Origin of the sequence: Chryseobacterium sp. RU33C, from assembly GCF_900156015.1 — a bacterium.
GTDB classification, from domain to species: domain Bacteria; phylum Bacteroidota; class Bacteroidia; order Flavobacteriales; family Weeksellaceae; genus Chryseobacterium; species Chryseobacterium candidae.
Genome location: NZ_FTMT01000012.1, coordinates 36,140 through 62,202 on the forward strand (window position 1 = coordinate 36,140; position 26,063 = coordinate 62,202).

The 26,063-nt window shown below is 34.7% G+C and carries 29 protein-coding genes; 13 read left to right on the forward strand and 16 right to left on the reverse strand.

What is annotated here, in order from left to right; translation table 11 throughout:
* Window positions 1-50: 50 nt before the first annotated feature.
* The 5 genes from asnS to BW946_RS11475 all read right to left on the reverse strand — a co-directional run bounded on the left by asnS (window position 51) and on the right by BW946_RS11475 (window position 5,921).
* Window positions 51-1,499, reverse strand: coding sequence for an asparagine--tRNA ligase (asnS, locus tag BW946_RS11455; RefSeq protein ID WP_076596316.1), 1,449 nt, complete (start codon window positions 1,497-1,499; stop codon window positions 51-53).
* 745 nt (window positions 1,500-2,244) lie between these two features.
* Window positions 2,245-3,966 carry a helix-turn-helix domain-containing protein gene (locus BW946_RS11460; RefSeq protein WP_170872079.1) on the reverse strand — a complete coding sequence of 574 codons (1,722 nt, stop codon included), beginning with the start codon at window positions 3,964-3,966 and terminating at the stop codon, window positions 2,245-2,247.
* A gap of 178 nt (window positions 3,967-4,144) precedes the next feature.
* Window positions 4,145-4,783, reverse strand: a complete 639-nt coding sequence (locus BW946_RS11465; protein WP_083688858.1) for a hypothetical protein — start codon at window positions 4,781-4,783, stop codon at window positions 4,145-4,147.
* A 29-nt stretch (window positions 4,784-4,812) separates the two neighbouring features.
* The gene (locus tag BW946_RS11470) at window positions 4,813-5,277 is read right to left on the reverse strand and encodes a hypothetical protein (RefSeq protein WP_076596318.1); all 465 of its coding nucleotides are present in this window, start codon (window positions 5,275-5,277) and stop codon (window positions 4,813-4,815) included.
* Complete coding sequence (locus BW946_RS11475; RefSeq protein WP_076596319.1) at window positions 5,274-5,921, reverse strand: hypothetical protein; 648 nt, start codon at window positions 5,919-5,921, stop codon at window positions 5,274-5,276. The genes BW946_RS11470 and BW946_RS11475 overlap by 4 nt, the downstream gene beginning before the upstream one ends.
* Before the next feature lie 195 nt (window positions 5,922-6,116).
* Here BW946_RS11475 and BW946_RS11480 point away from each other — a divergent pair, with 195 nt between their 5' ends.
* Entirely contained in the window at window positions 6,117-7,163 is a 1,047-nt protein-coding gene (locus BW946_RS11480; protein WP_228402545.1) for a helix-turn-helix domain-containing protein, read from the forward strand.
* 97 nt (window positions 7,164-7,260) lie between these two features.
* On the opposite strand, the gene rimM is transcribed toward BW946_RS11480, so the two are convergent.
* From rimM to BW946_RS11515, 7 genes are all read right to left on the reverse strand, one after another.
* A complete protein-coding gene (gene rimM / locus BW946_RS11485; protein ID WP_076596321.1) occupies window positions 7,261-7,803 on the reverse strand; it encodes a ribosome maturation factor RimM in 543 nt (180 codons plus the stop codon).
* A gap of 14 nt (window positions 7,804-7,817) precedes the next feature.
* On the reverse strand, window positions 7,818-8,384 hold the full coding sequence (locus BW946_RS11490; protein WP_076596322.1) for a 30S ribosomal protein S16: 567 nt from the start codon (window positions 8,382-8,384) through the stop codon (window positions 7,818-7,820).
* Between the two features lie 116 nt (window positions 8,385-8,500).
* Entirely contained in the window at window positions 8,501-9,085 is a 585-nt protein-coding gene (locus tag BW946_RS11495; RefSeq protein WP_076596323.1) for a hypothetical protein, read from the reverse strand.
* 1 nt (window position 9,086) lies between these two features.
* A complete protein-coding gene (locus tag BW946_RS11500) occupies window positions 9,087-9,596 on the reverse strand; it encodes a nitroreductase family protein (RefSeq protein ID WP_076596324.1) in 510 nt (169 codons plus the stop codon).
* Between the two features lie 46 nt (window positions 9,597-9,642).
* Window positions 9,643-10,278: a DoxX family membrane protein gene (locus BW946_RS11505; RefSeq protein WP_076596325.1), complete on the reverse strand. Its 636-nt coding sequence runs from the start codon at window positions 10,276-10,278 to the stop codon at window positions 9,643-9,645.
* Window positions 10,279-10,395: 117 nt separating this feature from the next.
* Window positions 10,396-10,845 carry a hypothetical protein gene (locus BW946_RS11510; protein ID WP_076596326.1) on the reverse strand — a complete coding sequence of 150 codons (450 nt, stop codon included), beginning with the start codon at window positions 10,843-10,845 and terminating at the stop codon, window positions 10,396-10,398.
* A 166-nt stretch (window positions 10,846-11,011) separates the two neighbouring features.
* Complete coding sequence (locus BW946_RS11515; RefSeq protein WP_062673913.1) at window positions 11,012-11,542, reverse strand: SRPBCC family protein; 531 nt, start codon at window positions 11,540-11,542, stop codon at window positions 11,012-11,014.
* A gap of 213 nt (window positions 11,543-11,755) precedes the next feature.
* Between BW946_RS11515 and BW946_RS11520 the strand changes: the two genes are divergently transcribed.
* The 9 genes from BW946_RS11520 (at window position 11,756) to BW946_RS11560 (ending at window position 19,100) form a co-directional block, all read left to right on the forward strand.
* The gene (locus BW946_RS11520; protein WP_076596406.1) at window positions 11,756-13,804 is read left to right on the forward strand and encodes a M3 family metallopeptidase; all 2,049 of its coding nucleotides are present in this window, start codon (window positions 11,756-11,758) and stop codon (window positions 13,802-13,804) included.
* Window positions 13,805-14,105: 301 nt separating this feature from the next.
* Window positions 14,106-15,173, forward strand: coding sequence for a tetratricopeptide repeat protein (locus BW946_RS11525; protein ID WP_076596327.1), 1,068 nt, complete (start codon window positions 14,106-14,108; stop codon window positions 15,171-15,173).
* Window positions 15,174-15,254: 81 nt separating this feature from the next.
* Complete coding sequence (locus BW946_RS11530; RefSeq protein WP_076596328.1) at window positions 15,255-15,674, forward strand: DUF1801 domain-containing protein; 420 nt, start codon at window positions 15,255-15,257, stop codon at window positions 15,672-15,674.
* Window positions 15,675-15,723: 49 nt separating this feature from the next.
* On the forward strand, window positions 15,724-16,107 hold the full coding sequence (locus BW946_RS11535) for a tetratricopeptide repeat protein (protein ID WP_076596329.1): 384 nt from the start codon (window positions 15,724-15,726) through the stop codon (window positions 16,105-16,107).
* Window positions 16,108-16,134: 27 nt separating this feature from the next.
* Window positions 16,135-16,335 carry a YqaE/Pmp3 family membrane protein gene (locus BW946_RS11540; RefSeq protein ID WP_228402547.1) on the forward strand — a complete coding sequence of 67 codons (201 nt, stop codon included), beginning with the start codon at window positions 16,135-16,137 and terminating at the stop codon, window positions 16,333-16,335.
* A gap of 163 nt (window positions 16,336-16,498) precedes the next feature.
* Complete coding sequence (locus BW946_RS11545; RefSeq protein ID WP_076596331.1) at window positions 16,499-16,825, forward strand: ArsR/SmtB family transcription factor; 327 nt, start codon at window positions 16,499-16,501, stop codon at window positions 16,823-16,825.
* 28 nt (window positions 16,826-16,853) lie between these two features.
* Window positions 16,854-17,357 carry an SRPBCC family protein gene (locus BW946_RS11550; RefSeq protein WP_076596332.1) on the forward strand — a complete coding sequence of 168 codons (504 nt, stop codon included), beginning with the start codon at window positions 16,854-16,856 and terminating at the stop codon, window positions 17,355-17,357.
* Window positions 17,358-17,360: 3 nt separating this feature from the next.
* Complete coding sequence (locus BW946_RS11555; protein ID WP_076596333.1) at window positions 17,361-17,774, forward strand: SRPBCC family protein; 414 nt, start codon at window positions 17,361-17,363, stop codon at window positions 17,772-17,774.
* A 222-nt stretch (window positions 17,775-17,996) separates the two neighbouring features.
* Window positions 17,997-19,100: a serine hydrolase domain-containing protein gene (locus BW946_RS11560; protein ID WP_076596334.1), complete on the forward strand. Its 1,104-nt coding sequence runs from the start codon at window positions 17,997-17,999 to the stop codon at window positions 19,098-19,100.
* A 9-nt stretch (window positions 19,101-19,109) separates the two neighbouring features.
* On the opposite strand, the gene BW946_RS11565 is transcribed toward BW946_RS11560, so the two are convergent.
* The gene (locus BW946_RS11565) at window positions 19,110-20,516 is read right to left on the reverse strand and encodes an MFS transporter (RefSeq protein ID WP_076596335.1); all 1,407 of its coding nucleotides are present in this window, start codon (window positions 20,514-20,516) and stop codon (window positions 19,110-19,112) included.
* A 41-nt stretch (window positions 20,517-20,557) separates the two neighbouring features.
* Window positions 20,558-21,121 carry a TetR/AcrR family transcriptional regulator gene (locus BW946_RS11570; protein ID WP_076596336.1) on the reverse strand — a complete coding sequence of 188 codons (564 nt, stop codon included), beginning with the start codon at window positions 21,119-21,121 and terminating at the stop codon, window positions 20,558-20,560.
* Between the two features lie 298 nt (window positions 21,122-21,419).
* Here BW946_RS11570 and BW946_RS11575 point away from each other — a divergent pair, with 298 nt between their 5' ends.
* Complete coding sequence (locus BW946_RS11575) at window positions 21,420-22,043, forward strand: hypothetical protein (RefSeq protein WP_076596337.1); 624 nt, start codon at window positions 21,420-21,422, stop codon at window positions 22,041-22,043.
* Between the two features lie 12 nt (window positions 22,044-22,055).
* Here BW946_RS11575 and BW946_RS11580 read toward each other — a convergent pair whose 3' ends face one another.
* On the reverse strand, window positions 22,056-23,075 hold the full coding sequence (locus BW946_RS11580) for an NAD-dependent epimerase/dehydratase family protein (protein WP_076596338.1): 1,020 nt from the start codon (window positions 23,073-23,075) through the stop codon (window positions 22,056-22,058).
* Between the two features lie 59 nt (window positions 23,076-23,134).
* Window positions 23,135-23,710, reverse strand: a complete 576-nt coding sequence (locus tag BW946_RS11585) for a Crp/Fnr family transcriptional regulator (RefSeq protein WP_076596339.1) — start codon at window positions 23,708-23,710, stop codon at window positions 23,135-23,137.
* Between the two features lie 480 nt (window positions 23,711-24,190).
* Between BW946_RS11585 and BW946_RS11590 the strand changes: the two genes are divergently transcribed.
* The gene (locus BW946_RS11590; RefSeq protein ID WP_076596340.1) at window positions 24,191-25,009 is read left to right on the forward strand and encodes a helix-turn-helix domain-containing protein; all 819 of its coding nucleotides are present in this window, start codon (window positions 24,191-24,193) and stop codon (window positions 25,007-25,009) included.
* Window positions 25,010-25,084: 75 nt separating this feature from the next.
* Window positions 25,085-25,675: an NAD(P)H-dependent oxidoreductase gene (locus tag BW946_RS11595; protein ID WP_076596341.1), complete on the forward strand. Its 591-nt coding sequence runs from the start codon at window positions 25,085-25,087 to the stop codon at window positions 25,673-25,675.
* The last annotated feature ends 388 nt before the right edge of the window (window positions 25,676-26,063 follow it).

A 26,063-nucleotide genomic window follows, 5' to 3' on the forward strand; every position in this document is an offset into this window, starting at 1 on the left:
TTAAATAATAAAAAAAGCCTTAACTTGTGATTAAGGCTTTTTTTATTGTTCTAGAATTCAGCGCTTTTCGGCGTTCTAGGGAAAGGGATTACATCTCTGATGTTCGTCATTCCCGTTACGAAAAGAACTAATCTTTCCAATCCTAAACCAAAGCCTGCATGCGGTACAGAACCGAATTTTCTGGTATCAAGGTACCACCAAAGCTCGTGTTCATCTACGTGCATATCTGCCATCTTCTGTTTCAAAACATCTAATCTTGCTTCTCTCTCTGATCCGCCAATGATCTCACCGATACCAGGGAAAAGAACATCCATAGCGGCAACGGTTTTGTTGTCATCGTTCAGTTTCATATAGAAAGCTTTGATTTCTTTCGGATAGTCAAATAATACTACCGGGCTTTCAAAGTGTTTTTCAACAAGGTATCTTTCATGCTCAGACTGAAGGTCTGTTCCCCATTTTTCAACCGGGTAAGCAAATTTTCCTTTTTTGTTTTCTTTAGAGTTCAATAAAATTTCGATGGCTTCTGTATAGCTTACACGCTTAAAACGCTTAGCGACAACATTCTGAAGTTTTTCGATAAGACCTTCTTTTGCTCTTTCTTTTTCCGGTTTTGTCTTTTGTTCTTCCGCAAAACGGTTGTCTAAGAATTCAAGATCATCTTTACAGTTATCCAATACATACTGGATCACATATTTTAAGAAATCTTCCGCAAGGTCGATATTGTCTTCAAGGTTGTTGAATGCCACTTCCGGCTCAATCATCCAGAATTCTGCAAGGTGTCTTGTGGTGTTAGAATTTTCAGCACGGAAAGTAGGTCCGAATGTATAGATTCTTCCCAATCCCATTGCAGCAGTTTCTCCTTCAAGTTGTCCTGAAACGGTAAGGTTTGTTTTTTTACCGAAGAAATCCTGTGCAAAATCAATTTCACCATCTTCAGTTTTCGGCATGTTATTCAGATCAAAGTTGGTTACCCCAAACATTTCACCTGCTCCTTCTGCATCAGCTCCTGTAATTACCGGTGTGTTGATATAGAAAAACTGATTCTGGTTGAAGAATGAATGAACGGCAAAACTTACTGCGTGACGTACTCTGAATACTGCTCCGAAAAGGTTCGTTCTGAATCTTAAGTGAGCCTGCTCACGAAGTTTTTCAAGACTGTGTTTCTTAGGCTGAAGAATTGTACTCTGAAGTTCTTCCGTAAAGTTATCTCCTAAAATAATAATTTTTTTTGCGATAATTTCCACAGACTGTCCTGCTCCCTGGCTTTCCACCACTTCTCCTACTACTTTCAGGGAAGAAGCTGTACTTATATTCTTGATGATGGCTTCATCAAAATTTTCGAAATCAACAACTATCTGCAAATTATTAATCGTAGAACCATCATTAAGCGCAATAAAGCGATTAGCACGGAAGGATCTTACCCATCCGTAAACTGTAATGTCATGATGTAATACTTTCTTGTAATCCTTTAGGACTTCTTTGATCGTTTGCTTTTTCATTTGTTGATGATAAATTTTTTATATAAAAATTAATGTCTGCAAAGTTACAAAAAAACAGCGCAACTTGATGATTGCGCCGTCTTTAAAAATCATTTAACAAGTATTTAAACTTTCTGTTCAGGAAATTCACCTTTTCTTCTGCTGGCTCTTCTTCATTTTCAGGTACATTTCCACTCAATATTATCCTGAACTTCAATAAAATCCGAAATACCCGGAATGAACACACTTACACAATCACTTTTAAAAGAATAAAATATGATTTTATTCTGAGTTTTCATGGAATTAGTCTATTGTAAATGGTTATTAGTTTTTAAGTGATACGTTTGTGGTCATTACCGGGTCTTACATCCATTTTTAGACTATACTATACTTTTAAACTGTGGCGGATTCACCGGATTTATATTGTTTAATGATTTTTAAATGATCACTACACTTTACATCTTTAAACTCTGAACAATTTCTTCATTATTTATATTTTAGTTTTATTGGTTATTTTTTTAGTTTTCATCCTCTTCATTAATAATTTTTATGATACAATTCCTGACTTGTTTTTTAAAATGATCAACATTTTGGAACTGATATCTTGTATTGTGCACATACAAAATAAATGGTTGTGTTTTTACCTGAAGCAAAGATGCAGGAAGTGGAAGAATGACACAAGGGAATGCTTTATAGATTCATAAATTTATATACCTAAAAACATGAATTTATAAACAATAAACAACTAAAAAACAATAGATTAAACTTAATCCAAAGACATATTTTCAATTTCTTTCAAGTAGACAGAAAGTGGTGTTCCCGTTCGTTTTTTGAAGGCTAAAGTGAAAGCCTGCTCATTATTATATCCTAATTCTTCGGCAATAAAAGGAATTTTATAAGACCTGAATTTTTTGTCGTTGGCCAATCTGCTGATGGCATAATCAATACGAAGATCATTGAGATAGGTTGCAAAGTTTTTCCCTTTGTAAGTATTGATAATTTCTGACAGGTATTTTGAGTTTGTTTTTATTTTTTTTGCCAGACTTCCCAACGTAATTCCTTTATTCAAAAACTGATCTTTGCTTTCAAATATTTCAAGTTCATGTAAAATATTCCGGGCAATATCTTCAGAAATAGTTCTGGATGTTTTATCTTCTGGATTTTCTGGACTTTCTGAGACAAGAGGTTCTGATGAAATTTCTTTATTCATTTCCCGGTCATTGTTTTTTCCTACCCTGTTTTCATTAACGGATTGAATAAGGTCCTGGGCGATCTTCTTATAGTTCTTTTCAGACTTTTTATATTTAAAATAAACGTTGATAAATAGCAAATGTGAAATCAACAAAAGGCTCAGCACGATATAAAAAAGGCTTTTTCTTTTGGTAAGCTCATTGGTAATGTCATCTTTCTCCTGCTGCAGCTCCGGAGTATCATATCTTCTGGGAAGTTCTCTGGAAATATACCTGAACTGATTATCCAGAACCTGATCCACCTTTAAAAACCGGTCTACATAATACAGCTGCTTTTCTTTATCATTATTTTCTTTATAATAATCAATCAGGTAAGTGTATACATCTCTCAGCTCTGGATAAATATAATTTGTTTTAAGAACCAAAGAATCAATCTTTCGAAACAATTCTGCTGCTTTCTCTTTTTCCTGAAGTCCTGCATAAGATTTCCCCAAATACAGAAGGGTATAATTATGGTTTCTTTTACTGCCATTATTTTTGGTGAAGAAATACTTTTCACACTTCAATAAACCGTTAATCGCTTTCTGATAGTTTTTCAAATGCAGATGATAATATCCCAGCAGCCCAAGGTTCTGATAATAACGGTAAACATCTTTATTTTTTTTGGAATCCAATAAGCCTTCCTGTATCAATGCATAAGCAGAATCCATTTTATTGATCTCTATATAGGCATCTGCCAGATTCAATTTCAGAGAATTCTTTTCATCCTGATTCATATAATCGGCATCATAGGCATAATGTTTCAGAACTTTTACTGTCTCGGCATGTTTTCCGATATAATTATTAAGATAGGCAATACTGGTATGCGCCATAGCAATCTGCCTTTTATTTCCTTTTTCTTTTGCATATTTTAATCCCAGGATATAATTGTTTAATGCAGCCTGGAGATTATTAGTTTTAAGATACAGGTTTCCTCTTAACAGATAGATTCTCGCCGGATAGATATTTTCTTTTGAATTTCTGGTGATGCGTTGTAAGCTGTCAAGGTATTTTAATGCATTGGGTAAATCTTCCTCAAAATGAATCATAACATATCCCTCAGCAATCTGGGTCATATTTTTTTCAGATTTTGCCTTTTTAAGATAAGAACCAGCAATACTTTTTGTACGGTTCGTATCTCCGGGCAAAGCCTTATAGAATTCATCTTCCAATTCTTTATAAGTCCTTTTTTCCGGAATTTTTTTTTCAGCATTATTGGTCTGTGCATGAAAAAACACATTTCCAATAACCAATAACATTAGTAAATATTTTAATTTCATCACTCATCCTGGCTATATTACAAAAATATTATTTTTCTTCAGTAGATGCACCACTCCTTTTGCTTTTTTCCATGTATTAATCAATATTTTCGTTAAAATCAATGATGATAAATCAACAAAGAGAGAGTACATAGTGAAATTACACTCTCTCAAAAAATCACTTCCACTCTACTTTTCCTTCCATATAATATACCCTTCCCTTATCTTCATAAAGAAGATCATATCCCTGAGAGGTCAGATAAAAATGGCAGACTTTAGTTTCGTTTTTTTCTTTAAAATCTATAACTGCAGGACACATTTTCGCCTGATCCATTTTCTTCACCATTAAATCAAAATTTTTCTGAATATTTTTCCTGCTGTACAGTGATAGCATCCGGTCATCAATAAAGCGGATATATTTCAAAGATGAAAGTGGATAAGTAATTAATTTAAAAGGTTCTCCCGCAAGCCTGGCAGCATTTTCATTGAAAAAATTCGTCATTGAAAGGCTGTCTTTTGTAATATTCTTCACCACACTTGATTCATATCTTTTCCCATCCGAAAATTCCATACTGTAGATCGCTTCCATTTTAATGGCAAAACCTTTCCCGGATTTTCTTAAATCTGTCAGATCTGTAAATTCTTTTCCTTTTTTAATGACAATCAAAACATTCCCTTCTCCAAAATCACAGTCATAATATTTTTTATAATCAAAAGGTTCTTCTGTTTGGGTATTCAATGTATCAACTGCTGTATTTTGTGAAAAAATACGGACGGACAGCATCAGTGAAAATAATATAAGTTTATAATTTTTCATAGTTGAATTATTTATGAGTTAAAAATCATTTAAAAGACAAGGTTAATTCCTATTCCGAAGCGAAATCCTTTAATGGGAAATGGTTTATACGTATGATATTCAAAGTTGTACCCGAATTCTGCACAAAAGAAATGATAAAAACTGATTCCCGCTTTGGGTGAAACCGCATAAGGCGAAACTCCTGCTCCCGCATACAAAGAGGATACTTCGGCACCGTCCCGGAACGAAACAACTTTTCTGAAATAATCAAACTCCGGAATGACCAGTAGTTTTCTTTCATCCCACCAGTTAAAATGACCTCTTAAGCTGTAGTAGTTCTTATCCCCATCAGTCAGTTTTGTTCCTATGGACAAAAATGCTTTATTATCCATTGAAGTTCCTTCAATTCTGGTACTGAGAAGAATGACCAGCCATTTTTTTTCTTTAACTTCTTCAAATTGAGCCTTCATAAAGCCAGAAAGAAATAGTACTGTAATGATAACAAACCTTCTCATAGCGTTTTATCTACTTTTTGTTTCTTAAAATTCCAGTTGATCAAAGGAAGCTTTCTTCTTCCATTCTCATTCCATCCTCCAATTTGTATTCCTCTGAAATCTTTACATTGATTGTACAAACCGATCTGTATTCCCCGGCATTTCTGCCCGATATTGGCCAATGGCGCTACAGAAACACCTTTCATCTCATGATGCAGATTAAAAAACGGAGAAACAGACACCCCATTCGTCACAGCATACGTATTGATATTACTCGAAACATTGATTTCCAGCCCATTGGTTACCGTAGGTTCCATATTGATGAGCGATAGCTGCAGTCCGTTAATGGTATTCATTTTTTCACGGGGAACAATTACATAATCATCATTAAGATTCCAATGATCAGGCTGTAAAGTAAAAAGCATGAGTGGTGGAAGAAAAATGCCCATCACATTAAAACCCATTCCTAATCCGTTCACTTTTTTAGGTTTAAAATGATCTTCCTCATCATAATATTTAAATAAAACTCCATTGACATTTCTCACATTTTTTGAAGGTGAAGCTGCAATCAGTCTTGGTTTCAAAGAATCTAATTTTAGACTGTCTGATGCATAAGCCAGACTATTGATTAAAAGACCTGCTACTAATAAAATTCGTGTTTTCATAACTCGTTATTTTAAATTACAGATCAAAATTATCCGCAGAAGACTCAGTTTCGAATGTGAAAAAAAATTAAAAAAAACATTCTGTTTGCGAAAATCGCAAAACGTGGGGTTGAAAGCAGGAAGAAAGAAGCCGGAAGTCACTTTGAGTGATCAATAGTAATAGTGATTATAAATCCAATTACTTTTAAATTGTTATTGATCTTTTCGACCTCTGATACTTCGCTTCTCGCAACTTCAAGCTTCCGTCCTTCTCAACAGAAAATCAACAACTCTTTCCACAAAAAATACTACATTTGTGAAAATCACAAAACTATGCACCAGGAAGCTTTATTGAAGGAAATCCGAAGAAAAATTGGTGAGAAATCTTTAAATGATGAGATTGCCAACATTCTTAACATCAGCTATGATGCAGCTCACAGAAGGACTTCAATGAAAGCCAAGTTCAGTTTTGAGGAAGCTCTGGAACTCGCAAAATATTATCAGATCTCTCTGGATCAGTTTCTGGGAACGGAAAATCAGTTGGTGGTCAAAAGAACGCAACCTGTAAAAACCACCGAAGATCTTTTAAATTATTTCGAGAACTCTTTGAAAATTTTGAATGTTTTTCAGAACATCACCAATTCCAAAGTATTTTATTCTGCGAAAGATATCCCGTTTTTTTATACTATTTCAGATTCAATGCTGTCTCGTTTCAAGTTTTATGTCTGGATGAATTTATTGAACCAGGATAAGTTTTTAAGTCCGTTTCATGAGTTTACGATGGAATACCATTCTGTAAAAAACGAGATGCTGAAAGATCTTTATGATAAACAAAACGTAACGGAAATATGGAATGACACCACCATTATGAGTGCTTTAAGACAAATTTCGTTCTATTATGAAATGGGTTTATTAAAGAAAAATGATGTGGATCTTATTCTGGAAGATCTGAAAAAATTACTGGAAGGGCTCGAAATCAAAACACTTGAAAAAACTAATTTTCAGATCTATGTGAATGATTTAGTCATTTTAAATAACAGTATTTTATTTAAAAATGAAGAACAATGTTCCTTTTTTGTACCTTTCAGCATGTTCGGATATATGATGACCAATGATAAAATTACGTGTGAGGATTCTCTAAGCTATTTTGAGCATCAGATCAAAAATTCCAGATCGCTGAATGAATCCGGAAACAGGGAAAGAAAAATATTTTTCAATAAAATGTACGACCAGATTGACCGATTAAAACAAAATTTATCATAAAGACCTTCTATAGCTAACGAACTTTTGAGGGATATTTTTATGAAAAAGGGTATTTTAAAAAAGCAGGAAAGAAAAACCTATTGGCTTATTGTAAAAACTATTCGTCTTTCTTTGAAGGAACCAGAAAAACATCGATAAGACCTTCAGGAAGTTCCATTTTGATGGTTCTTTCTTCTCTGTCCACTTCAAGAATCCAGTCTTTGATCATAGGAATAACCACTTCTTTCCCATCAAGATTGGTAATGAAATACACTTGCGCTGTCTGATCATTTACAGATCTGATCACGCCACAATTGTTATCATCCTGATCAAAAATCTCGAATCCGATGATTTCGTGGTAGTAGAATTGTTTTCCTGAAAGTTTAGGCAGTGAAGCAAGTGGAAGGTAAACACTTTTACCCAACACCTGATCTACCATAGCCTCAGAAGAATTTTTGAATGCAAGATTCAGAGCATCCAGTTTGCTCCATGATGATTTTTCAATAAAAAATGGAACCAATAATCCGTTGATTTCAACGAATATTGATTCCAGTTTATTGTAAAGCTCGGGCTGATCGGTATCCAATTTAAGGATTACGTTACCCGCAAGTCCATGTCTGCGTGTGATTTTACCTAAAAAATAGCAATCTTCTTTACGCATAACAGGGTTTTTTCTTAAGCTTCAGTGTTTTCTTCAGTTTCAGCAGCAGGAGCTTCTCCTTCTGTAGCTTCAGCAACAACTTCTTCAGCAGGTGCGTTTGCAGCTTCTTCAGCAGCTTTAGCATCAGCTTCAGCTTGTGCAGCAGCAGCAACTCTGGCTTCGTTTACTTTTACTTCAGCTTCTAAAGCAGCTTTCTTAGCATCAGCTTTAGCTGTAGCTAAACCGTCTACTTTACCTTGTACTTTAGCATCTTTAGCTTCTACCCAGGCATTGAATCTTTTTTCAGCTTCAGCTTCATCAAAAGCACCTTTAGCTACACCACCTTGTAAGTGTTTTTTGTAAAGAGCACCTTTGTAAGATAAAATAGCTCTAGCAGTATCAGTTGGCTGAGCACCGTTGTTTAACCACTGTACAGCAGAATCAACGTTCAATTCGATAGTTGCCGGGTTAGTAATTGGGTTGTAAGTACCTAGTTTTTCGATGAATCTACCATCTCTTCTAGCTCTAGAATCTGCAACCACGATGTGGAAAAAAGGCTTTCCTTTTTTACCGTGTCTTTGTAATCTGATTTTTACTGACATAATGTTTGAATTTTACGGGAACTCGTCCCAGTTAAATATTTAAGAGTGCAAAGATAATAAAAAAGTTTGAAGTAAAAAGCTCTGAGTGAAAAGTTTTATAAATTCAAATTGTTTTTTTAACTAAACAGTGCAAAAGAGAAGACTGTTGAAATAATAACAGAAATTAAAACAGCCATAAAAACAACAAAATTATCTCTTGTCTTTCCTGTAATCCCATAGATCACCAAATAGTTGATAATATAAGCAGGTATCATCAGAAAAAATGAAAACTGTCCGGTAGATGTAATCACAGTCTTAAAAAAAAGACTTCCAGTAAAAGAAGCTATTACAAGTCCTAAAAGGCTTTTGAAAATTATTTTCTTATCTATCTTATCGTTTTCTCTAACTTTTGAAAACTGATCAAATTTATTCAGAATAAAAATCTTCAAATCGCTGCTGCCAATCATTTCTGAAGAAATACTTTCAAGGATAGCATCTATATTTTCTCCTTTCTGTACTTTTTTGTGTACTTCAAATGAAATTCTCCCCTTTTCTTTGACTAGTATTTTTCTGTATTCTGCTGCTTTTACAAATTCATCATAATTGAATTTCTGACTGATGGCCTCACGCAATTCATCATTGACTTTGCCCGTATGATCAGTCATATGAAGATAAGCAGCATGCAAATCTTCCTCATTATAATTTCTGTAAATATCCTTCATTTTACACTTCACCCATATAGAAAAGTCCCAGACATTTCTGGTTTTCCTCAATAGTAAGAGAGTTTTTCAACTCGTCTACAATTTTGGGAGAACTCCAGTAGCAGCCGATATTATTTGCAGTGCAGGTAAGATACATATTCTGTACGGCCATTGATGTGGCTGCTATTTCTTCCCATTCCGGAACCATACCACTGAAATTGACTACGATAGAAACGACAACATTGGCTTTATTGATTTTGAAACCAATATCATTGTATTTTTTTTCCAGGAAAAGTGGTTCGGGTGTAGTGGCTTTATAGATAGCCTGCATTTCTGATGCCAGCTGTGCTTTTTCTTCCCCCTTGAATATTTTGAAACGCCAGGGTTTAGTACGTTTATGATTGGGAGCCAATGTAGCAGCGTTTAAAATCTCCTCCAAAACTTCCTGCGGGATTTCCGCATCGGTATAATCCTTCGGAAAAACACTTCTTCTTTGCTCTATGATTTCTTTTAAAATGGATGCATTATTCATACCTGCAAATTTACAACATGAAATTCAATCCATTGCATTTAAAACATCAACTATTGATAGCTATTTTATAATTTTTATACGCTTTGTAATTACTTATGATAAAGGTTATAAGAATGATTAAGATCAATAATATCCCCAGCCATCTTTCATATTCTTCTCCTTCCACAGGATTCAGCATGTACAAGGCAATAAAACTTATAGCATACACCACTCCGGCCCTTATCCAATTACGGCCGGGATCTGGATATTCTTTTACCACACTTGTCTTGTTATAATTAAAAATTGGAAGCAGTTTATGCTGATCCCACACTACCAATATGAAAACAGCTATCATCATTAAAGATGTTATCATCCATGTTCCAGTAAAGGAGAGACTGATAGTAATGATCCATATATTAGTCAATATAGCCAGAAACATCAATGCTCCAAGTGTTGCGAAACGCTGAGTCATCAGTAGAATTCCGGCTGTTAGCTGTGCCAGTCCTAAGAAATTCCAATAAAAACCAGACCGATAAAGAGCTTCAAAGAAATACCCGATCGGATGATCTGTTGAAATTCTTGTGAACCTCTCCCCCAATAGCTTTACCAGTCCTGACGGAAAAAAAGCAAAGCCCACCAGATATCTCAGATGTATAATTACCCAATGATTGAACCTGCTGGTTCTTAAATTATCAAATTTCATGGTTATATATTTCTGATGTCCAAAATATTAAATAAAAAGAAAACTTCAAATAAATTTGAAGCTTTCTTTTATGATCCATTCATGATTTAGTTGTGAGGCAAAATTTGCTATGCACATTTATAATACTTCCACAATTTTCTGATGGATTTTGTTTAGGGTAAATTCATCGCTTGGTTTCATGCCCATCATTTTTTTTGCCATAGGACTTTCCGGAGATATCGCGTAAAACCTGTCTCCTTCAAAAAAGAATTCACCTAATGACACTGATATATAAAACCTGGCTTTGTTGGTGATAACCAGCGAGCCAAGCTGTACTCTTTCTGTAGCTGTATTCAGGACTTTTGCCATATTTATTTTAAGATCATTCAAAGCCCCCAGCTGTCGCTGCATCTGATAAATCTCCTCTTGCATCTCTTCTCTCATGCTGTCATATTTCGGAGTTTTTTTAATATCGCGGCTGGCTTCAAGGGTAAATTCAATAAAGTTTTTAAGCTTTTCAATTTTCTCTGCAATGATTGTCTTCACAAAGTCTCTGATATCACTTTTTTCAAATACAATCTTCTCCATACAATCGATTCTTTATATAAAGATAATATTTTTAGAATAATATTTCAATAACGTAATGGAAAATAACTTTTGAAAAATGGGCATTATCCGCAAAAATGAAAGTATAGAAGACTATGATTACACTCTATGAATAATAAAGCCCTGTAAACTTTACAAGGCTTTCTTATTATTTTTCGGCTAATTTCTTAAGATTATCCAGACCCTGACCAAACATTTTATCCATGTTATTATCCATCATAGGCTTCATAATCTTCATCATACTATTCAGTTCATTATCTATCATCCAGGTTACTCTGGTTCCATTCCCTTCACGAGTCAGCACAATATTAGCTTTTGCATCTCCTTCAAAAGGTTCTATAAAGTGAAGTTTTGTCGCCATTTTCTGATTAGGGATCAGTTCGGTAATAGATTGTTCACCTTCCCCTACATTTTTATCTCCTTTCCAGTGATAAGAATCTCCTAATTTATCTCCTTCTCCTGAATAGGTAATCACAATGTTTTTATCGGCTTTGGAGAAAGGATCCCATTGGTTATATCCTTTTAAGTTCCCCGTATAAGTCCATACTTTTTCCTGGGGTGCGTTGATGACAACAGATTTTTCATAGTGATAGTCTTTACTGAAAGCCAGCACAGCAATGACAGCATAGATAAGAATCAGTACGATGATGATACCGATAATTTTTAAGAGTGTTTTCATAGTCTATATATTTAAGGTTATTTATTTTAATGATGACTTTTAAATCTGTTTTCAAAATTAAATATTCCCACATCACTCCTTCTTTCCATATGACAAGATTAATTAAAGATAAGGTATTTTTGTCACAACTTGCCAGTGAGGCATTATTTTTGAGCATTTGAGCTGTGATTCCCAATGAATCATTACATTTACCTTATACAAAAAGATCCAAAAATGAATATTTTAACAGAAAAATTTAACACTCCATATCATTCAGCCCCGTTTGATGTCATTAAAAATGAAGATTATCTTCCGGCATTTAAAGATTTAATTCAACAATCTGAAGCAGAAATTGATGCGATTGTCAATAATTCTGAAGCTCCTACTTTTGAAAATGTTATTGAAGCATTGGCCTATTCCGGAGAACAGCTGGATGTGGTATCCAATATTTTTTTCAATTTAAATTCTGCAGAGACCAGCGATGAAATTCAGCAGATTGCACAGGAGGTTTCACCAATTTTAACGGAATATTCTTCAAAAATTTCTCAAAACGAAGCCCTTTTCAACAAAATTAAAAAAGTATATGATGAAAAGGAAAAATATAATCTGAATGAAGAGCAGGAAATGCTTTTGAATGAAACCTACAAAGGTTTTGTAAGAAGCGGTGCTTTACTGAATGAGGAAGACAAAGAAAAATTAAAGAAAATCAGCATGGATCTTTCTTTAAAATCTTTACAGTTCGGACAAAATGTACTGGCATCCACCAATGCTTATTTTAAACATATCACTAATAAAGAAGATCTTGCAGGAATTCCTGGGGCGATCATTGATCAATATGCTGAAGAAGCGAAAGAAAGGAATCTTGAAGGCTGGGTGGTCACTTTACAGTATCCAAGCTATATTCCATTCATGACCTATGCTGAAAACCGTGAACTGAGAAAGGAGCTGGCTTTAGCCAATGGTAAAAAGTCTTTCGATGGTGGTGAATTTGACAATCAGAATTTGATTAAAGAACTTCTGAATTTAAAACAACAAAAAGCTGAACTTTTAGGATATAAAAACTACGCTGATTTCGTTCTTGAAGAAAGAATGGCCAAGTCTCCGGTAAAAGTTTTGGATTTTTTAAATGAACTTCTGACCAAAGCAAAACCGTATGCTGATAAAGAAATTGAAGAATTAAAAGCGTTAGCAAAAGCTGACGGAATTGAGGAAATGCAAGGTTACGACCATGCATTCTATGCTGAAAAACTTCGTAAGGCGAAATTTGATCTTAATGATGAAGAATTAAAACCCTATTTTCCGTTAAACCAGGTACAGGATGCTGTATTCGGGCTGGCTGGAGAACTTTTCGGACTGACTTTTGAGGAAAGAAATGACATTCCGAAATACCACGACGATGTAAAAGTATATGAAGTAAAAGAAATTATAGCGGTTTCCAGTACAGGAAAGACAGAATCTGATTATAAGGCGTTATTATACGTTGATTATTTTCCGAGAAAAGGAAAAAGAGCCGGCGCATGGATGACCAGCTACAAAAACCAATACAAGCGAAACGGGGAAAATTCCCGTCCTCATATTTCCATTGTCTGCAACTTCAGCAAACCAACAAAAGATACCCCTAGCTTACTGACTTTCCAGGAAGTGACTACTTTATTCCACGAGTTTGGGCATGCACTTCACGGGATGATGGCAGATACTCAATATCCTACTCTTTCCGGAACTTCTGTGAAATGGGACTTTGTAGAACTTCCGTCACAGTTTCTGGAAAATTTCTGCTATGAGCCGGAATTCTTAAAAACTTTTGCAACACATTATAAGACCGGAGAAGTACTTCCTGACGAAAAAATTGAAAAAATTGAGCAGTCTAAAAACTTCATGGAAGGATATCAGACTTTAAGACAGCTAGGTTTTGGACTTCTGGATATGAACTATCACACAAAAGTGGCAGAACTGGAGAACGAAAGCGTTAAAGAGTTTGAAGATAAATATACCCAAGCAACCACTCTTTACCCTTCTAATGCTGAAACAGCAATGAGCCCAAGTTTCTCACACATTTTCCAGGGAGGATATTCTGCAGGATATTATTCTTACAAATGGGCGGAAGTTCTGGATGCTGATGCTTTCCAGTATTTCAAAGAAAACGGAATTTTTAATCCTGAGATTGCAGCCAAATATAAAGTATTACTTTCTTCGGGCGGAACAAAAGATCCGATGGAGCTTTATAAAAATTTCAGAGGTAGTGAGCCAAAAGTAGAAAGCTTGCTGAAAAGAGCGTTTGGATAATCAATAAAAACTGATTGAACAGATCAGGAAAATACAATATAAAAAGAACAGTGATTGCTGTTCTTTTTTGTTTTTCAATTTTTAGTGTCCAAAATATCTTATATATGGAGATCATTTTATCTTTTTTTCTATTAAATTTGATACCGGTCTTATGATACAATTTCCATTAAAATTATTGGAAGAAATATAATTCAAACAAAAAATCCATGAAAACATTATTAATTTCGATTCATCTCTTAGCTTACGAAGAAAACAGATGAATTAAAATTTAATTTTATCTCTTATAAAAATGAGTTATTCAATGAAAAATAAATTCAAGATTTTAATTTTAACTGTTCTCTTAAGTAATTTATCTTTTGCTCAAAACAATAAGGAAATTGCCTTACAAAAAGGTAATGAAGCGATTAAACTAATGGATGACGGGAAAATTGAAGAAAGTATTATATTGCTTGAAGAAAGTCAGAAATTAGATCCCGAAAACTTTAATTATCCTTACGAAATTGCATACGCTTATTATTTAAAAAAGGATTATAAAAAAGCAATTGAAATTGCGGAGAAATTGCAAAACTATAAAGATGTAAATGTTCAGCTTTATTCACTTTGGGGAAACGCCTATGACTATCTTAACAATCGTCAAAAAGCAATAGAAATATATGACACGGGAATTAACAAATTTCCCAAAAAAGGATTGTTATATCTCGAAAAGGGAGTTGTTTATGAATTAGACAAAGAATATAATAAGGCAGCTGCATCTTATCAAAAAGGAATTTCGGTTGATCCAGAATATGCTTCAAATTATTATAGAATTGCTAATCTTTATCTTAATTCTGATGATAAAGTTCCTGGTTTAATTTATGGAGAAATCTTTCTCAACCTCGAAAGAAATACTGACAGAACCAAAGAAATGAGTAAAAATTTATTTGATACTTATAAAAACTCGATCGTATTTGAAAACGGGCATATGAAAGAATTGAGTCTTTGCAAACAAATGAAAATGACTCCAACAGATAAAAGCCTTCCTCTATGTTTAATGTTTGGAAAATGGTTTATTTATGGATTATTAAATTCCAAGGCAGAAGAGTTCAATCTGGATGCATTATCCAAAATAAGACAAGAATTTTTAAAATCATATTTCAAAAGTGATAACAAAGATTATCCCAATATACTTTTCGACTATCAGGATTTAATGTCTAAAAAAAATATTTTTGATGCCTACAATCATTATTTATTTCAAATGGGAGCTCAGGAAGAGTTCTCAAACTGGCTTCAAAAAAATGAAGCTGAATATAATAAATTTGTAGAATGGTATGTTAAACGGGAAAATGGCATCAATATCAATGAAAGTAATTTTTTTCATTTTACCAACTAAAAAACAGTCTACCGAACTCAAGATGAGCAGGATTAATTATTAATAATAGTCTTCGTTAATATTAAACCATCTAAATTTCACATGACCACCCAAGAACAAATTCAGGACTATATCAACAGCCAACCGGAAGTTAAACGTAATGATATGGAGGAACTCCATCAAATCATTCTCGAACTCATGCCGGATTGCCAGCTGTGGTTCCTCGATGGTAAAAACAGCGAAAACAAGACAGTTTCCAATCCCAATATCGGATATGGATCATATACCATGCAGTATGCTGGCGGAAAAACAAGAGATTTTTATCAGATTGGAATGAGCGCCAATACAACAGGTATTTCCCTTTATATCATGAATATCAGTGATAAAACTTATTTATCTAAAACCTATGGAGAAAAAATAGGTAAAGCCAGCGTCACTGGATATTGTATTAAGTTCAAAGCATTGAAAGATATCAATATTCAAATCCTGAAAGCTGCCATACTGGATGGACTTAAAGAGTAAAAAGCTAAATTTGCACATTAAGTAAGCATTCATTCTGTAATTTTAAATAATGAGCACGATAACAACAAGATTAGAAAACGTAAAAAAACTTCAGGCTAAAAGATGGGAAAATGAAGACCATTGGGACACTTTGAACGAGCTTTTAGTGAAAGAATTAGAGGAAATTTTACTTATTGAACCTGAAAATACTTCAGCTTTAATCAATATTGGTGCTATTTATTCTGATATGGGAGAAAATGAAATGGCTCTGGAGTATTTAAAAAAGGCATTGGATTTAGGTTCCAAAGACAAAAATCTTTTTGTAAATCTTGCCATTGTTCTTGTTTATATGGAAAAACATCAGGAAGAGTATTTGGAATATCTTGAAGAAGCGGAGGATAAAACGGAAGACCCTCTCACTTTTAAAGCCTATTTTGATCCTGAGTCCCGTTAAAAATCAATTCATTAAAAACAAAAAATCATGTTACTAGCCATATTACTCCCATTCTTATCTTTCATGGTCCGTGGAAAAGTTCTCACCGGAATCGTATGTCTGATTTTACAGATCACTCTGATCGGATGGCTTCCTGCTGCCATTTGGGCTGTGCTTTCTTTAAATAATGCAAGAGCCGATAAAAGAAATGACAGGCTAATAAAAGCTATGCGGGAAAACAAAAGGTAAAGCCTACTCAAAACCAACGCAAACAACTGATTTAAAACCAATTAATAAACACCATCTATTATTTTCTAATTTTTGATTTATAATTTTCATGATAAAAACTTGCGAAACCGAAAAGTTGCATATACATTTGCAACCATATGGTTTCATTTAAAAATCATCATCTATGAGAAGAGATATTTTCCAGGCAATAGCAGATCCCACACGCAGGGCCATTATTGCGCTGATCGCAGTACAGGCAATGACACCCAATGCCATTGCAGAGCATTTTGATACCACAAGACAGGCTGTTTCAAAACACCTTAAAATCCTGACAGAATGTGAATTGGTGACTCAAAATCACCAGGGAAGGGAAATTTATTACTTGTTAGAAATTGATAAGATGAAAGAAATAGATCATTGGCTGGAACAATTCAGAAAAATCTGGGAAAGCCGTTTCGGGCAGCTTGATACTTTACTGACCACATTAAAAAGCCAGCAGAATAAAATTTAATACAACAACCAAACTATAAAATAGTATTATGAAACATCATCTTCAGTTCGATTTTCTTGCAGACAAAGAAAAGAACACCTTAACGATCAGACGTGAGTTTATGGCCAACCGACAATTGGTATGGGACTGCTACACAAAAAGTGAACTTCTGGACCGCTGGTTTGCCCCGAAACCACTGACCACAAAAACAAAATCAATGGAATTCCGTGAAGGCGGACACTGGCATTATGCTATGGTAGAGCCCAATGGAACAGAATATTGGGGCCGGGTAAGCTACCATAAGATCAACTCCATTGATTCTTATACTTCCAGCGATGCATTCTGTAATGAAAAAGGAGAAATCAACACAGACCTTCCTCAGGCAGAATGGGTAGTCAATTTCACGGATAAAAATGAAAACACCCTTGTAGAAACTATTGTCACCTATCAATCCTTAACTGATCTGGAAACCATTATCGAAATGGGTATGGAACAGGGAATGATAGCTACATTGGAAAAACTTGACGAATTATTACTCACATTAAACCCATAAAAAATGAGCCAAAAAATCACAGTTTCTGCTACCATTAATGCAGATGCAAAAAAAGTATGGAATTATTACACAAATCCCGAAAACATCACCCAATGGAACTTTGCTGATCCTTCATGGCAGTGTCCTTCTGCTTCCAATGATATGAAAGTAGGCGGAAAATATGCGGCAAGAATGGAAGCTAAAGATGGAAGCTTCGGTTTCGACTTTGAGGCTGTATATGACGAAATAAAAGATGGGGAAAGCTTTAAGTACAGTATGCCGGACGGAAGACAGGTACAGGTTGATTTTAAAGAAAAAGAGGGTCAGACCCATGTAGATGTAGCTTTCGATCCGGAAAACCAGAACCCTGAAGAAATGCAGAAAGGAGGCTGGCAGGCTATTCTTGATAATTTCAAGAAATATACGGAAGCCAATTAGAATATTTTCCATCAAAGATGGATACAAAGTTGGATGTTTTACATTCAACTTTTGTTTTTAAATGTTCAATTCTTTTATTCTTGTCAAGGTTTAAAATCTTGACAAGAATAGTTTCTTAGAAACTCACAACTACTTCTTTTTAAAAATAAAAATCTCAGATACTATATTGTATAGCATAGTAATATAAATAAATCATATCTTTGCATAACAAATTACATATATATGATTTCAAAAAAACTGATCACTGCTTTTACTCTGTTACCATTATTAAGCAATACAATGGATGCTCAGTTACAATCAAAAGGATATGAAAAGAAAATTGACAGTATTATTCAAACTGAATTCGGAAATAAAAATGAACCGGGAGGTGTATTTCTGATCACTCAAAACGGAAAAAACCTATACCGGAAAGCATTTGGTAAAGCCAATCTTGAACTCAATGTGAATATGACTCCGGACAATGTTTTCCAGATCGGTTCTATGACCAAACAGTTTACTGCCATAGCCATTCTGATGCTCGAGCAGCAAGGGAAACTCAATGTTAATAATCCTGTTTCCCAATACATCAAAGATTATCCTAACGGAGATAAGATCACTATTCATCATCTTCTGACGCATACTTCCGGAATAAAAGATTTTACGAAAATAAAATCGCTTTCTTCCATCGCTCAAAAAGAGATGAAACCTGAAGAGATGGTCAATTTTTTCAAAAACGAACCTGTAGATTTCGCTCCGGGAGAAAAATTTGATTACAACAATTCCGGCTACGTTGTTTTGGGATATATTATCGAACTTGTTTCGGGGATCACTTATGAAGATTTTATTAAGAAAAATATTTTTGATAAGGCAGGAATGAATCATTCCTATTACGCTTCCGACAGAAAAGTTATTCCTCAAAGAGCATATGGCTACCACAAAAAAGAACAGGGATTTGTAAATAAAACCGTTATCAGTTTCAGCATTCCGTTTTCTTCCGGTTCATTGATGTCTACGGCAGATGATATGCTGAAATGGCAGCAGGCTTTACAGCAAAATCTATTGCTGGATTCAACAGAAACTCAAAAAGCTTTTCAGAAATATAAACTGAATAATGGTGAAGAATTTACTTACGGATACGGATGGCATTTGAAAGAGATCAATGGAATTTCTGACCGCGAGCATGGTGGAAGTGTCTTTGGATTTAAAAGCATGGGTATTTACATTCCCAGTGAAAATATCTACGTAATTGGCCTCAGCAACTGTGACTGCCACTCTCCTACTGAAATAACCAGAAATATGGCAAAAGCCACTTTAAATGAAATTAAAACCTCATCAAAAAAACAATAAAAGCAGTATTTATTTTTTATGCCTCGTTTCAGGAAGAACATGATCCGGAACTTTAAAAATACAGATCATTACAAAAATCAGACAGAAAATATTAATCAGCAGAGCAACAGAGAAAGCATTGTTATAATGCTTTACAACAGGTTTTTCTCCAAGAAAATAATAAAAAATACTACCTACAGCAACTATTCCGACAATGGCTGCAATCTGCTGAAAAGTATTATAAACACCGGATGCATTCCCGATCAGCTTTTCAGACATTCCCGACAAGGCAATAGTAGCCAGCGATGGTATGACAGATCCTATTCCCAGTCCATGCAAAAATAACAGCAGACAGAAAAACGGAAAGCAAGTCTCCATTCTGAATAAAAACAACTGAAAGACAAGAACTACAATAATAAAGAAAAGTCCTGCTATCAGGGCTTTTTTGCCATATCTTAAAATCAGCTTTACTGAAAGAACGGAAGCCAAAATAAAACCCAATCCCTGAAAAACTATAATCTCACCTGCATCTAAAGGACTGATCTTTAATCCATTTTGAAAAAAGAGAGACAGAATATAAAAATAAGAGTCCAGCATGATAAAAAAGAAGGAAACCGCTACAATCCCCAGGTTAAAGTTTGTAAAACGGAACAGTTCAAAATCAATCAGATAAGAACGTTTATTGTGGATTCTTTTCTTCTGATCTTTTATAAAAATGAACAAAATTCCGGCTGAAATAATCATTAATAACCCATTCTTGAAATTAAACCCTTCATGCTCAGACATAGTAAAGGCATAAGTAGCACAGAACAATCCTCCAGAAAGAACTAAAACACCGCCGGCATTAAAAGACTGCTGTACAGAAATTTTAGACTCATCCAATAGTTTCAGGGTAAAGAAAACAGCCGGTAAACATATGGGAATATTCATCAGGAAAATAAGTCTCCAGGGTTCTTCTATCATTGTCAGAGACGAAAAATAACCTCCAAGAAACTGCCCCAGAACAGTTCCTATTCCAATGGTAATCCCATACCAGCCCATCGCTTTGATACGTTTCTGATGATCAGGAAACATAATCTGTATCATGGAAAGTACCTGCGGAGCCATCATAGCAGCGCTTATCCCCTGTACAAACCTTGAAATAACCAGCTGCTCCGCACCTGCAGAAAGCCCACACGCAATGGAACTGACCATGAAAGCTAATAATCCGGTGATATAGATCTTTTTTCTTCCGTACAGATCTCCCAATCTTCCTCCGGTAATCAGTAAAGAAGCAAAACCGATAAGATAAGCTGCAATCATAAACTGCATTTCTCCATGAGAAGCATGAAGGTCTCTTTGTATCGAAGGTATGGACACATTGATGATAAAAATATCCATTATCGTCAACAACTGACCCAACAATATCACCAATAATTTCAAATACTTATATTTCATTTTTATATAGATATATCTATTTTTAACGTATCAAAAAAAAGTTAAGGCAATAAACCCTGAACAATTTTTTTCACCTGGTCAAAAGCATCATTTTGTCTATTGATCGTGGATGTAACAACTGCTCCCTCTATTAAAAGGAAAATATTTTCTGCTATTAAATCAGAATCTATCTTCTGCACTTGAACTGCATATTCATTAACGAGTGTTCTAATCATCTCTTTTTGCTTTTCTTTATGCTGTTTAGCAAAAGCTGAAACGGAAGGATTACCTTCTCCTATTTCGGACACAATTTTAATGAAGTGGCACCCTGCAAACTTTGAGGTCTGCTGCAGTTTTTTTCTGTAATCAATAAGCCCCAAAAGTTTTTCTCTCGGGTTTGAAATTTTAGAGGTGCTGTTTTCAAACCCTTCAAACCAGCTAAGTTCCTCTTTGACAAGATAAGCCTGAAGAAGATCATTTTTAGATGAAAAGTGATTATACAAAGAACCAATGGCGATATCAGCTTCAGCAATAATCTGATTGATTCCCGTAGAATTATACCCTTGTCTGTAAAACAGATCTGAAGCAACCCTGATAATTCTTTCGCGCACTTTTTCTTTTTTCATCGTAAAAATTTTTACAAATGTAAATAAAAAATAGATAGGTCTATCTATTTTTTATAATTGAGATAAAATTCTATTTTAGATTCAGGAAATAATCTACTGACTGTTATCATACCTAAAAAAGCAGACAAAAAATGTGTTTTTGCAGTAGCAGAATTTGAAGAATCAGAAGGAAACAGAATTGCACTTCATAAAACGGTAAAATAGTCATACCATTCACAGCATATTAATTTTTTTAATACAGTTGACGCATATTTCGTATATTTAAACAACCATTTGAAATCTAATTTGGTAAATAACTATGGCAGAAGAACTTTATTTCATCAAGACCAATCCTACTATTGCCAAAATTAATTTGTACAATAAGCTCTGCCGTGAAGAAGAAAATATTCTGAAATTCCTTCAGCCTGAAGCGCAAAATACCCTTGAAACCATTAAAGAAAAAGTAAAAGATTCCGTTGAAGAACTTACTCAGGAAGAACTTCTGCTTATTTTCCAGTGGTTTCATCAAGTATATTCTTCAGATCACGAGGAAACCAAAACACAGCTTTTCATCAATGGTATTGATCTTTTTTATGAAATTCCAACAACTGTTCATGCCGAAAATTTCGTGCAGATTCTTTCAGATTATGAAAAGCTTCTGAAGCAGGACATGAATTACATGGTAGATGCTAAAAATTTTAATCAATTTCTGATCTACGGAATATTCCTCACAGAAATTCTCAACAGAGAACAGCATCAGGATAATATACTTTGTGAATATCTGAAACCGGACAACAAATCTTTATATCTCCTGGCAGAAAACCAATGTGGACTGAAAGAGCCTGATCATAAACAGATCCCGGATCTTCAGCATTACTTTACAGATCTGTATGATCTGACCAAATTTTACAAAGGTTCTATCATCAAGCTCGAGAATCAATAAAAATGAGGCTTTTTAAGTCTCTACAAGCATTCCGGGATTTTTCATGAGATAATCTAATGCTTCTTTCACAGCTTCTTCGGGACTTTTGGGATTGAATCCCAATTCAGTTTTGGCTTTAGAAATATCAAAATCCTGCTGTAACCCTGAAAACATGGCAATATCTTTTCGGGTGAGTATGGGTGGCTTTCCGCTTAGTTTTGCAGTCAATTCCATGATACCGGCAATTGTAAACAAGATACTCCTGGGAACGGAACGCGGAATATTCAGTTTCAGCTCCGGATAAAGGGTATTGGCCAGAATGGTGGTATCCGTGATGGTCATACACTTTTCATTGGCAAGGATATAACGTTCACCGGAACGTCCTTTTTCAGCTGCCAGAAAGCATCCTTCTGCAACATCTTTCACATCAATCCAGTTCAGGGTAATTTTTGTATCTACAGGAATTTTTCTATTCAAAATTAATTTGAGGACTCCATAGGAAACATTTAACGGTAAAAATGCTTTACTTCCAATCATAGCGGAAGGCAAGACGGAAACAATTTTTATACCGTGTTTTGCCGCCAGATCAAAAGCCAGTTTCTCTCCATCATTTTTAGAATTATAATACATATCTCTACGATCCGGATTATAACCGTTACTTTCTCTGGCAGGTAACTTTGTATAATCGAGTGCGGCAATAGAACTTACATACACTATTTTCTTTACGCCTGCTTCTGCAGCGGCTTCGATGGTATTCCGGGTACCATTGATATTAACGTCATAGATTTCTTTTTTGGGATCTTTAGCCCATAATTTAAAAGAAGCTCCTACCGCATAAAATGTTTCCACACCCTGAAGGGCTTTTACAAAAGAGGCCTTGTCGGTAATATCCGCCTGTACCAGCTCACAATCCAATCCTTCAAAAGGCTTTCTGTTCTTTGTATTTCTTACTGCTGCCCGTACCGGAAGTCCCTGTTTTAATAAAAATCTTACTAAATTATTTCCCAGATGTCCATTAGCTCCTGAGACAAGGCTTAGATTATTTTTTGTCATTGCATAAATTTTAATGCTGCAAAGTTCATCTTCCCGGAACCGGAACCACTTGACTTTTGTTAGTTAATTATTTTTCTCCGGATTCTGCTCAGACTTTCTGGCTTCATCCCTAAAAATGAAGCGATGTACCGGATAGGAACATTTTGAATAATTTCAGGATAATCATTCATCAGTTTCAGATAGCGCTGTTCGGCATTCAAAACAGATAATTCTCTGGAACGCTTTTCATTATAGGATATCGACTGTTGAAAAACTGAAATGCTAAAATCTTTCATAGCCTGACTTTGGCTGATCAAATGATCGAGATTTTCTTTGGAAATTCTCAAAAGTTCAGAATCAGTGACAGATTCTATCGTATTTTCTGAAACAGTACTGTTGATAAAATCGGAATAAGACGTAAAAAATCCCGGTGGACAATTGATATGTGTTGTCACTTCATTACCCTTTTCATCTGTATAAAAAAGCCTAAGATAACCTGAAACAATATAATAAAGATATTGAGGTACTCTTCCAGCCTCTTCTATTATTGTATTTTTAGAAAATGCCACAGGCTCAAAATATTTTCTGACCGTCTCTGTTTCTTCCTGAGTGAAACCATAACCGGAATGCATATATTGTAAAAGCTTGTCGTACATTGAAATAAATCTGTTTTAATCTTACACAAAAATACCAAAAGAAAATTTCAATAGTAATGAGTTAAAAAAATATTGACTTCCAATGTAACTTCCTGCACTCAATAATTGTCTTGTAAATATAACCGGAAAAAACTGTCACTTAAAGTGCGGCAAAAATAATTTGTGAATCAGGATAAAAACTATAACACAGCCGGCAGTCTCATATTATGATATGAAACTGCTTGCTTTTTTTGGAAATTTTCTGACCTCAGGTTATGGAACAGCAAAAGCTCAATGAGCAAGATTATATCAGATCATCATCAGATTGAAAAAGAGGCTTTATTGAATCATCAAAATAAGATTACTGCTGATGTAAGCAAATAGTCAGACTATTTTTGAGAAAGCAGGCTTTCAAACTGTTCAGGAAAACAGTCCATGTAAAATGAATTATAATGACTAATTTTAAATGATGAAACACTTCATAGGTTAATCTTCAAGCGTATGGAATTACATTCTGAATATAACGAATACAGAGTTTCAGTTCCTCAGGAATTTGAAAGTGTATTTACTCATTTTTATTTTGCTGAAAATTCTTCTGAAGCATCAGTTACCAAAACACTTTTACCCACTTATCAGACGATTATGTTATTTTGTTTTGGGGAAAATGCTACCATGTCTACTCTTGAAAAAACCATCATAAGTATAGATAAATGCGTGGTATTCGGACCTGTGAGACAGGCTTTTGAGTATACGCTTCCCGCTGGCTGTTCTATTATGGCTGCTAATTTCAAGGATGATGCATTTTTTAGATTTTTCGGTAAGACATCTATTGAACATTCGGTAAGACATCCGGATGAGCTGTTGGAAGAAAATTGTTTTACGGATCTTTGGCATCAGCTTACTCAATTGAATTCAACCACAGAACAGGTAAATCATATTCTTGAATTCTGCAGACCCTATCTTCAGCATCAGGATTCTACCAGCCAGCTTTTGAGCAGTTTTGATAATCATCTTTTAAATCCTGTTAAAGTAATTGCGGAGCAGACTCAACAGACGGAAAGAAATATTCAGCGAAAGCAGAAAGAACAGTTTGGATATTCTTTAAAAGAGCTTAACCGTTATAATCGTTTTTTAAAAGCGATAAAAATCATTGAAGAGGAAACCGAAAAACAAAAACAGGTCAAATGGTTCACCATCATTGATGAATGCGGTTACTATGATCAGAGCCAGCTTATTCATGATTTCAAGCATTTTATCAACATTTCACCGGCTCAGTATTTAAAATTCCAGCAGGAAATCTGTAATCCTAAATCCCAATAGACCATTTCGTTTTCTTACAATTTTTGAGAAGTACCCCGCAGTACTTTTGTCTCATTAATCTTAACAATCCAAACAATGAGACATTTAATCATCTACGCGCATCCTAATGAAAACAGCTTAAATCATCATCTTTTAAGCACTGTTGTTGAAACACTCCAATCCCGTAACGAGGAAATTATTGTAAGGGATCTTTATACAATCGGTTTCGATCCGGTACTTTCTCTCGCAGATATGCAGGGACAGCGTATGGGAGAAATATCGGATGATGTAAGGACTGAACAGGAGCATATTTCATGGGCAGAACGGATTACCTTTATTTATCCGATCTGGTGGACGGGACTTCCGGCTATGATGAAAGGATATATAGACCGTGTATTCAGTTATGGGTTTGCTTACCGTTATGATCAGGGTATACAGAAAGGGCTTCTGAAAGGTAAAAAAACTGTAATTATCAATACCCATGGAAAATCTCATGAAGAATATGAAAAAACAGGAATGGATAAAGCGCTTACATTGACCTCCGACAATGGTATTTTCATCTATTCCGGACTGGAGATCATCAGCCATTTATTTTTTGATAAAGCAGATAAAGCGTCTGCAGAAAATCTGGACATCTGGAAAGATCAGATTAAAAATTTATACTCTGAACATGTCCTTAAAGATTAATTTTTCTATAATAACGTCTATTGAAAACTGGAAGATCAGCCCTGTTATAAAGGCTTCTTACCAAGTGACGAAAAAAATAATAAAACACTGTTTTTATATCTTTATCCTGTATTTTGCTTTTAAGGGATTTGTGGCATGAAATTGGCTTCAAAAATCGCAAGTAAAATTGTTTTGAACCATTATTTTAAGCCATTAAGATTGATGGATGGTTAAGTTTTTTATTAAAAACAAATCTTGTTATAACCCTGCAATGCGTCTTAATGGTTTAAATACTGGCTCCTCAGGAAATCCCTGTATATCGTCACAATGAAACATCTGAACAGCATATTACGTCTTCCATTCTTCAGTGAATATTACACTCCGGACTATCGTTCGGGAAGACTTTCTA